The organism is Streptomyces sp. NPDC013455, assembly GCF_040632975.1.
Taxonomy (GTDB): domain Bacteria; phylum Actinomycetota; class Actinomycetes; order Streptomycetales; family Streptomycetaceae; genus Streptomyces.
On the sequence record NZ_JBEYCX010000014.1, the window covers coordinates 36,283 to 44,616 of the forward strand.

General features: G+C 70.5%; 8 protein-coding genes and 2 pseudogenes. 4 read left to right on the forward strand and 6 right to left on the reverse strand.

Annotated elements, in window-relative coordinates:
* Positions 1 to 56: 56 nt before the first annotated feature.
* Positions 57 to 599, forward strand: coding sequence for a hypothetical protein (locus tag ABZ576_RS22440; RefSeq protein WP_360743462.1), 543 nt, complete (start codon positions 57 to 59; stop codon positions 597 to 599).
* Positions 600 to 617: 18 nt separating this feature from the next.
* Here ABZ576_RS22440 and ABZ576_RS22445 read toward each other — a convergent pair whose 3' ends face one another.
* The 3 genes and pseudogenes from ABZ576_RS22445 to ABZ576_RS22455 form a co-directional block, all read right to left on the reverse strand.
* Positions 618 to 1,079 (reverse strand): hypothetical protein, encoded by a 462-nt coding sequence (locus ABZ576_RS22445; protein ID WP_360743465.1) that lies wholly within the window; start codon positions 1,077 to 1,079, stop codon positions 618 to 620.
* Entirely contained in the window at positions 1,076 to 1,612 is a 537-nt protein-coding gene (locus tag ABZ576_RS22450; protein WP_360743468.1) for an NUDIX domain-containing protein, read from the reverse strand. Before ABZ576_RS22450 ends, ABZ576_RS22445 begins: the two co-directional genes overlap by 4 nt.
* 1 nt (position 1,613) lies before the next feature.
* Positions 1,614 to 2,144: pseudogene (locus tag ABZ576_RS22455) on the reverse strand (tetratricopeptide repeat protein); the annotation flags it as partial.
* Positions 2,145 to 2,348: 204 nt separating this feature from the next.
* On the opposite strand from ABZ576_RS22455, the pseudogene ABZ576_RS22460 reads away from it, so the two are divergent.
* Positions 2,349 to 3,040: pseudogene (locus ABZ576_RS22460) on the forward strand (site-specific integrase).
* A 108-nt stretch (positions 3,041 to 3,148) separates the two neighbouring features.
* Here ABZ576_RS22460 and ychF read toward each other — a convergent pair.
* On the reverse strand, positions 3,149 to 4,237 hold the full coding sequence (gene ychF, locus ABZ576_RS22465; RefSeq protein WP_360743471.1) for a redox-regulated ATPase YchF: 1,089 nt from the start codon (positions 4,235 to 4,237) through the stop codon (positions 3,149 to 3,151).
* Positions 4,238 to 4,554: 317 nt separating this feature from the next.
* Here ychF and ABZ576_RS22470 point away from each other — a divergent pair, with 317 nt between their 5' ends.
* Positions 4,555 to 4,980: a DUF6542 domain-containing protein gene (locus ABZ576_RS22470; RefSeq protein ID WP_360743474.1), complete on the forward strand. Its 426-nt coding sequence runs from the start codon at positions 4,555 to 4,557 to the stop codon at positions 4,978 to 4,980.
* Positions 4,981 to 5,087: 107 nt separating this feature from the next.
* Here ABZ576_RS22470 and ppgK read toward each other — a convergent pair whose 3' ends face one another.
* Both ppgK and ABZ576_RS22480 read right to left on the reverse strand, forming a co-directional pair.
* The gene (ppgK, locus tag ABZ576_RS22475; RefSeq protein WP_360743477.1) at positions 5,088 to 5,834 is read right to left on the reverse strand and encodes a polyphosphate--glucose phosphotransferase; all 747 of its coding nucleotides are present in this window, start codon (positions 5,832 to 5,834) and stop codon (positions 5,088 to 5,090) included.
* A 29-nt stretch (positions 5,835 to 5,863) separates the two neighbouring features.
* Positions 5,864 to 6,880 carry a 4-hydroxy-3-methylbut-2-enyl diphosphate reductase gene (locus ABZ576_RS22480; RefSeq protein ID WP_360743480.1) on the reverse strand — a complete coding sequence of 339 codons (1,017 nt, stop codon included), beginning with the start codon at positions 6,878 to 6,880 and terminating at the stop codon, positions 5,864 to 5,866.
* 64 nt (positions 6,881 to 6,944) lie between these two features.
* Between ABZ576_RS22480 and ABZ576_RS22485 the strand changes: the two genes are divergently transcribed.
* Positions 6,945 to 8,309 carry an APC family permease gene (locus ABZ576_RS22485; protein ID WP_360743483.1) on the forward strand — a complete coding sequence of 455 codons (1,365 nt, stop codon included), beginning with the start codon at positions 6,945 to 6,947 and terminating at the stop codon, positions 8,307 to 8,309.
* The last annotated feature ends 25 nt before the right edge of the window (positions 8,310 to 8,334 follow it).

Here is an 8,334-nt window from a genome sequence, read left to right on the forward strand (position 1 = left end):
CGTCGATCGGCAGGCCAGCCGCACCAGACGTCCGAGGGAGCTGTCACGTTCCGCCCATGACCCCACCAGACGATCTACTCCTTCGGATCGAGCAGGAGCCTTCCCTTGCTGCCGCGCTCGCCTGGCCTGGCGATTTCGACATCGAGCGCCGGGACCCCATCGAGGACCTTGCCCTTCCCACCGGGATCCCACTACACCCGATAGCCGGCTGCGGCACCGGCGGCACTTACTTCCTGTGCGGGGAAGCCGGGGCCGAGGAAAGGCCCGTCCTGTACGCCGACTCGGAGGGCCAGGCGACACTGATCGGCTCCGACCTCGTCGAGGCCATCACCCTCATCGTGGTGCTGCCCTTCTGGCGCGACCTGGCGAAGGGCTTCGCGATCAGCGAGCTCGGTTCGGACCTTCGGGCCGACCACCCGGACTTCGACGCCGAGCGCGACCGCCTTCTGCACGCCCTCGGGCTTGCCTCCATCTCCAAGGAGGAGGCTGCCGCTCGCCTGCTGGCTGTGGCCGCACGTACGGCCCCGGACTACGTGCCGCGCGTACCGGACGACGATCATCTGCCGTACGAGCTTCTGTTTCCGAGCGGCCCCGCATAGCGAAGCCAGCGCTTGAGGTCAGTACCGGGCGATGACCTGCCGCAGGTCCGTGCCCAGGAGGTCCTCCAGCGCCTGGACGCTGGCTGGCGGTAGCGGCAGCTCGCATTCTGGATCTGTGGTTACGAGGCTGTACCTGGCGAAACCCGCAGCCCAGACGTAGTCGAGGGCGTTCAAGTCCGTCTGGGCAGAGCAACAGGGCACCGTCACGGCCAGTGAGTCGAAATAGCCGTCCGGAAGGGCTGCCGTGTCCATCGTGTTGCCCCACCAGTCTTGGATGTCGGAGCTGCACACGGGGCACCGAACACCGCACCAGTTCTCCCCCGGGTCGATGAAGGCTGTGCCGGGGATGTCCCAAACTTCGTAACCACCCAACGCTTCAGGAACCAGTTGCTGTAGCCGGGCCTGCGCAGCCTCGCTCGCAGCCGGCGCAGGCGAAAAGTGCGGGTCCTTGGGTATGAGGTGGAGCAGCGTGATGCTCACGCTGCCGACCAGCCGTCCAGCGAGACTTCCGAACCGTGATTCAGGTAGTGGTGGAGGGCGCTGGCCGTGGTATCCACGAACGCCTCGGGGATGGCGTTGGCGTCGACCCAGCGGACCTGGAAGTGCTTGCGGGGTTCGCGGTTTTCGGGTTCGCCGGTCCATTCATGGGCGGCGAAGACGACCGTTAGGAAGCCGTTGGGGGCCTCCACGCCCCAGGCGCCGTGGATGATGTGGGCCACCTTGAGGGACTCGGGCTTCACCGTGAGGCCGGTCTCCTCGTACAGCTCGCGGACGGCCGTCTCGGTGATCGGTTCGCCCGGTTCGCTCTTGCCGACGGGGAGGTCCCACATGCCCTGGGCGAACTTGGCATTCTCGCTGCGCTGGAGGAGGACAACGCGGTTGGTGGCCTTGTCGTGGACGATGACGGCCGCGACCAGCAGGGTCATCGATTCGAGCGCCGGCTTGAGGGCTTGCGAGCGGTCGTCGGTCTGTTGGGCCACGGTGTTCCCTTCGTCGGGCGGGTTGTTGGGCATGTTAGGCGAGTGCCTCGCGGGCGCGGCGGGCGAGATCGGCGGCGCCGGGAACGCGGCGGCGCTGGTAGGCCGCGAGCGTGGAGCGGATCGAGGTGATCGCCTTCCGGGTCCGGTCGGAGGTCATGCCTTCCATGAGGACGAGGGCCTGGGTCCAGGCGGCAACGGCTTCGTCGGCGCGGGCCTGGGCGGCGAGGCTGTCGCCGAGGTCGGCGTGGGTGAGGGCGTGAACGCGCTTGTACTTCTCGGGGTCCCAGCGGGTGAGGGCGTCTCGGTGCTGCTGTTCGGTGCCGATGTGGTCGGCGAGGTCGGTCAGGGTGCGGGCGGTGTGGCTGGCCACGGTGCCGGCGGCGGGGCCGCTGACGCGGGAGTAGCTGGGCTGAGGGCCGTCGTCTCGTAGGAGTGCGTCTTCGGCGGCGAGCAGGGCGCGTGCGGCCGACGGGTTCTCGTCGGTGGCGGCGTAGGCGCGGGCGTGGGTGATGTGGAGGAGCGCCTCGGTCTGGCCGTCGACGTGGCCGAGACCTGTACGTAGGGCCCTTCCGCGGCCAAGGCAGTGGCCCAGCACCTGCGCTGCTACGTCTACCCGGCCTGGGAGAAGCGGGCGCTCGGCGCCATTAAGCCGGGCGACGTACAGAGCTGGGTCGCCAGCCTGACCACCACGCACGGGCTGGCCGCCAGCACCTCACGGACGGTCTTCAACACGGTCAACGCCGTCTTCCGGGCGGCTGTCCGTGACCGGATGATCCCCCACAACCCGTGCGCCGAGGCGAAGCTGCCCTCGGTGCCGCGGAAGAAGATCGTGCCGCTGGCTGTCGAGCAGGTGCGGACGCTGTCCGAGGCGATACCCGCCCGATACAAGGGCCTCGTGCTGCTCGGCGCTGCCACCGGGCTCCGCCCCGGCGAGCTCTTCGGCCTCCAGCTCCGGCACGTGGACCTGCTGCACGCGGCCGTCTCGGTCGAGCAGCAGGTCCAGCAGACCGCCAAGCACGGCGTGTACGTCTGCCCGCCCAAGACCGCTCGTTCGCACCGCACGGTCCCGCTCCCCCGCATGGCGGTGGATGCGATGAAGGCCCACCTGCGGGACTTCCCCGCCGATGGGCCCGAGGGCTGGATCTTCACGGCGCCGCAAGGCGGGCCCGTGGTCTACACGCACTTCATGGACGGGTCCTGGCGGCCCGCCTGTGCCAAGGCCGGCATACCGAAGGACCCGGACCCCATGCCCTCCGGCACCACTACGCCAGCCTGCTGATCAAGCACGGCGAGTCCGTGAAGACGGTCTCCGAACGTCTCGGCCACACCAACGCGGCCATGACGCTGAACATCTACACCCACTTGTGGCCCGACTCCGAGGAGCGAACCCGGGCCGCCGTCGACAAGGCGTACGCGGACCAGTCCGCCGATGCCCAGCCACAGGTCGACGAAGCGGCGTAGCCGCTCCCCCGCGCGCTGACCGAAGTCAGCTCGCTGCGGACTCTGTGCGGACCGCAAAGGCCGCCCAACCCGCTCCGCCGCAGGTCAGACGGCCTTTCGCCGAACGTATTAGACGTTGAAGCGGAACTCCACCACGTCGCCGTCCTGCATCACGTAGTCCTTGCCCTCCATGCGGGCCTTGCCCTTGGCGCGGGCCTCGGCGACCGAGCCGGTTTCCACGAGGTCCTCGAAGGAGATGACCTCGGCCTTGATGAAGCCCTTCTGGAAGTCGGTGTGGATGACACCGGCCGCCTCGGGGGCCGTCGCACCCTTCTTGATCGTCCAGGCGCGGGACTCCTTGGGGCCGGCCGTCAGGTAGGTCTGGAGGCCGAGGGTGTCGAAGCCGACGCGGGCGAGGGTGGCGAGGCCGGGCTCGTCCTGGCCGACGGACTGGAGGAGCTCCAGGGCCTCCTCCTCGTCCAGCTCGGCGAGGTCGGCCTCCAGCTTGGCGTTCAGGAAGATCGCCTCGGCGGGGGCGACCAGGGAGCGCTGCTCGTTCTTGAAGTCCTCGTCGGTCAGCTCCTCCTCATCCACGTTGAAGACGTAGAGGAAGGGCTTGGTGGTGAGCAGGTGCAGGTCGTGCAGCAGCTCGGCGCGCTCGCTGCCCTGGACGATGCCGTGCGTGAAGAGCGTCTCGCCCTTCTCCAGGATCTCCTTGGCCTCCTCGACGGCCTTGACCTTGGGCGCGATGTCCTTCTTGATCCGCGACTCCTTCTGGAGGCGGGGCAGCACCTTCTCGATCGTCTGGAGGTCGGCCAGGATCAGCTCGGTGTTGATCGTCTCGATGTCGTCCTTCGGCGAGACCTTGCCGTCGACATGGACGACGTTCTCGTCCTTGAAGGCCCGGATGACCTGGCAGATCGCGTCGGACTCACGGATGTTCGCGAGGAACTTGTTGCCCAGGCCCTCGCCCTCGGAGGCACCCCGCACGATGCCGGCGATGTCGACGAAGTCGACCGTGGCCGGGAGGATGCGCTCCGACTTGAAGATCGAGGCCAGCTTGGCGAGACGGGCGTCCGGCACGCCCACCACGCCGACGTTCGGCTCGATCGTGGCGAACGGGTAGTTGGCCGCCAGCACGTCGTTCTTGGTCAGGGCGTTGAACAGGGTCGACTTGCCGACGTTGGGCAGGCCGACGATTCCGATCGTGAGCGACACGTTGCGACTTCCCGTAGATGAGTGGGCCAGGGGGCTGCCAGGGGCCAGAGACCGACACTGGCCGATCCCCCAGTTTACGGCGTCCCGTCCACCGGGCTCACGGAACGGCCGTACGCCCGGCCGAGCGCCCCGCCTCGGCGTGTCTGAGGGCTGATTGAGCACATAAGCAGACCTAAGTTGGTCCAATGGAGCAACACAGGACGGGACCTCCGAACGACGGACCGCGACGGGGCCGGCAGCCGCCGGCCCCACTGCCGCCGCAGACCCGGCGCCGGCCGCGCGGTGAGCGGCCGCCCGCCCCGGGCACGGCGCGGCCGGTGGCCGCGGGCCGGCGGATCCGATCCGGCGAAGCGGCCGGGCGGCTGCCCAACCCGAGGCTCACCGGGCTGGGCAGCGGGCTGTTCTGCGTGGCGGCGATGTTCGTGCTCGGCTACCTGGACCAGCTCTTCCTCGGGGCCTCCCTGACGCTGTACGGGATGCTGTTCCTGCTGGTGTGCGTGCTCACGGCGGTGTGGGTCCGCGCGGGGGACGTGCTGACCGCGCCCGTGGTGGTGCCGATCGCCTTCGCGGTGGGACTGCTGCCCGTGGCCGACGGCAGCGGGGGGCTCGCCGGCAGCCTGATGGCCCTGTTCACGGGGCTGGCCACCCAGGCGGGCTGGCTGTACGGGGGGACGCTCGCCGCCGGGCTCATCGTCCTCGTACGCCGGGTGCGGTGGGTACGGCAGCGCCGCCGGAGAGGCTGACCCCCGGGGCACTGGCTGTACACCGGCACTGGCTGTACACCGGGGCACTGCTGTACAGCTGCGGCGAGGGCGGAGCCCGCGCCCTCGGACCCGCCGGGCCCGTGCCGTCAGGTGCGCTGGGCCGCCCGCATCGCCGCGCCGACGATCCCCGCGTTGTTCTGGAGCTGCGCGGGGACGATCTCGGCCTTGATGCCCTCGATGAAGTGGAGGAACTTGTCCGCCTTGCGGCTGACTCCGCCGCCGATGATGAACAGCTCCGGCGAGAACAGCATCTCCACGTGCGCCAGGTACTTGCGCACGCGCCGCGCCCACTGCTCCCAGCTGAGGTCGTGGTCCTCCTTGGCCTTGCTGGAGGCCCGTTTCTCCGCGTCCTGGCCGTTCAGCTCCAGGTGGCCCAGCTCGGTGTTCGGCAGCAGGGCGCCGTCCACGAAGACGGCGCTGCCGATGCCGGTGCCGAAGGTGAGCAGGACGACCGTGCCCTTGCGGTCCCGGCCGGCGCCGAACCGCATCTCGGCGACGCCCGCCGCGTCCGCGTCGTTCACCACGGTCACCGGGAGCCCGCCGAGTCTGTCGCTGAACAACGCGCGCGCGTCCGTGTCGATCCAGCTCGGATCGACGTTCGCCGCCGTACGGACCATGGCGCCGCCGGTGACCACCCCGGGGAAGGTCAGGCCGACCGGGCCGGTCCAGCCGAAGTGGTCCACGACCTGCTTGACCCCGTCGGCCACGCCGTCGGGCGTCGCCGGGTGCGGGGTGAGCACCTTGCAGCGCTCCTGGGCGAGGCCGCCCTCGTCCAGGTCGACCGGAGCGCCCTTGATCCCGGATCCGCCGATGTCCACGCCGAAGATCTGCATGGCTCCACGTTACGACGTACCACTGACGGTCACGCCTGCGGCGTACCGCTCCCGCCGCGCTCGGCGACCAGGGTGGCGGCCTCGTCGCGCAGGTCGCGGCGGAGCTCCTTGGGCAGCGAGAAGGTGATGGACTCCTCGGCGGCCTTGACGATCTCCACGTCCGCGTAGCCGCGCTCGGCGAGCCACTCCAGGACCTGCTCGACCAGCACCTCGGGCACGGAGGCACCCGAGGTGACGCCCACGGTGGTCACGCCCTCCAGCCACGCCTCGTCGATCTCGGCGGCGAAGTCCACCAGGTAGGCCTCGCGGGCACCGGCGATCTTGGCGACCTCGACCAGCCGCTTGGAGTTGGAGGAGTTGCGCGAGCCGACGACGATGACCAGCTCCGCCTCGGCGCCCATCTGCTTCACGGCCAGCTGCCGGTTCTGCGTGGCGTAGCAGATGTCGTCGCTGGGCGGGGAGACGAGACCCGGGAACTTCGTCTTCAGGGCGTCGACGGTCTCCATGGTCTCGTCCACCGAGAGCGTGGTCTGGGAGAGCCAGACGACCTTCGACGGGTCGCGGACCTCCACCTTGTCGACGTCGCCGGGGCCGTCGACCAGCTGGATGTGGTCGGGGGCCTCGCCGGAGGTGCCGATGACCTCCTCGTGGCCCTCGTGCCCGATCAGGAGGATGTCGTAGTCCTCCTTGGCGTACCGGACGGCCTCCTTGTGGACCTTGGTGACCAGGGGGCAGGTGGCGTCGATGGTGGCGAGCCGGCCCTGCCTGGCCTCCTCGTGCACCACGGGGGCCACGCCGTGCGCCGAGAACATCACGATGTTGCCCGGCGGCACCTCCTCCGTCCGCTCGACGAAGACGGCGCCCTTCTTCTCCAGGGTCTGCACGACGTACTTGTTGTGGACGATCTCGTGCCGGACGTAGATCGGGGCCCCGTACTGCTCCAGGGCTTTCTCGACGGCGATCACGGCGCGGTCCACACCGGCGCAGTAGCCCCGGGGGGCGGCGAGCAGGACACGGCGGCCAGACGAAGCGGTCATGCGTCCCATCGTAAGGCCGCGTCCGGCGGCCTTGAGATCGCCCGCCCGCCGCCCCACGGGAAGACTGGGGCGTATGTCCGACACCGGAACGACTGCCTGCGCGGCCGGGGAGCGGCACCGGCTGCGGCGCGGCCTCGGCCCGCGGGACCTGGTCGTCTACGGCCTGCTGTTCATCGCCCCGATGGCACCGGTCGGTGTCTTCGGGACGCTGGACGCCCGGTCCCACGGCGCGGTGGCGCTGGTGTACGTGGTGGCCACGGTAGCCATGGGGTTCACCGCACTCAGCTACGCGCAGATGGTCCGGGTCGTCCCGCAGGCGGGGTCGGTGTTCGCCTACGCGCGCGCCGGACTCGGCCCGGGGGCCGGGTTCGTGGCCGGCTGGATGGCGATGCTCGACTACGTGCTGATCCCCGCGGTGGCCTACCTCTTCTCCGGGATCGCGATGAACGCGCTGGTCCCCGAGGTCTCCCGGTGGGTGTGGACGGCGCTGGCCGTGGCCGTCACCACGCTGCTGAACCTGTGGGGCGTACGGGCCGCCGCGCGCGTGGGCCTCCTCGTCCTGGCGATGGAGATCGTGGTCCTGCTGGTGTTCGTGGCCTCGGCGATCGTGGTGCTGGCCCGGCAGGGAGCGGAGCGGGGTGTGCTCTCGCCGCTGTCGGGCGACGGCACGCAGGGCCCCTTCGCGCTGTCCGCGGTGATCGGCGGGGTGTCCGTGGCGGTCCTGTCCTACCTCGGCTTCGACGCGATCGCGACGTTCGCCGAGGAGGTCACCGGGGGGTCGGAGAAGGTGGCGCGGGCGCTGCTGTTCTGCCTGGCGCTGGCCGGGGTGCTGTTCGTGGCGCAGACGTACCTGGTGGCCCTGCTGGAGCCGACGACGTCGGCGCAGCTGGCGCGGGATCCCGGGAGGCAGGGTTCGGCGTTCTACGACGCGGTGGACGGCTCCGTCGGCACGTGGCTGCACGACCTGGTGGCCGCGAGCAAGGCGATCGGGGCGGCGTTCGCGGCGCTCGCGGGGCAGGCCGCGGCGGGCCGCCTGCTGTTCGCCATGGGCCGCGACCGGCGGCTGCCGCGCGTGCTGTCCCGGACGGATGCCGGCGTGCCGCGGGTCGCCCTGCTGTGCGCGGCCGTCGTCACGCTGCTCGCCGCGGGCTGGGCGGCACGGCGGGACGACGGGCTGGACCGGCTGGTGTCGGTGGTCGACATCGGCGCGCTGTCCGCGTTCACGCTGCTGCACGCGAGCGTGGTGGGCTATTTCGTGCGGCGCCGGGAGCGGATGAGCTGGTGGCGGCACGTCGTGGTGCCGGTGGCGGGAGCGGTGATCACGGTGGCGGTCATCGCGGAGGCGGCCGGGGCGGCCCAGGTGGTGGGGGCGGTGTGGCTGGTGATCGGCCTGGGGGTGCTGGCGGGGCAGCGGGGGCGGTCGGCCCCGGCCGGGTAGCCGAGCGGCGCGGGGTACGGGACGT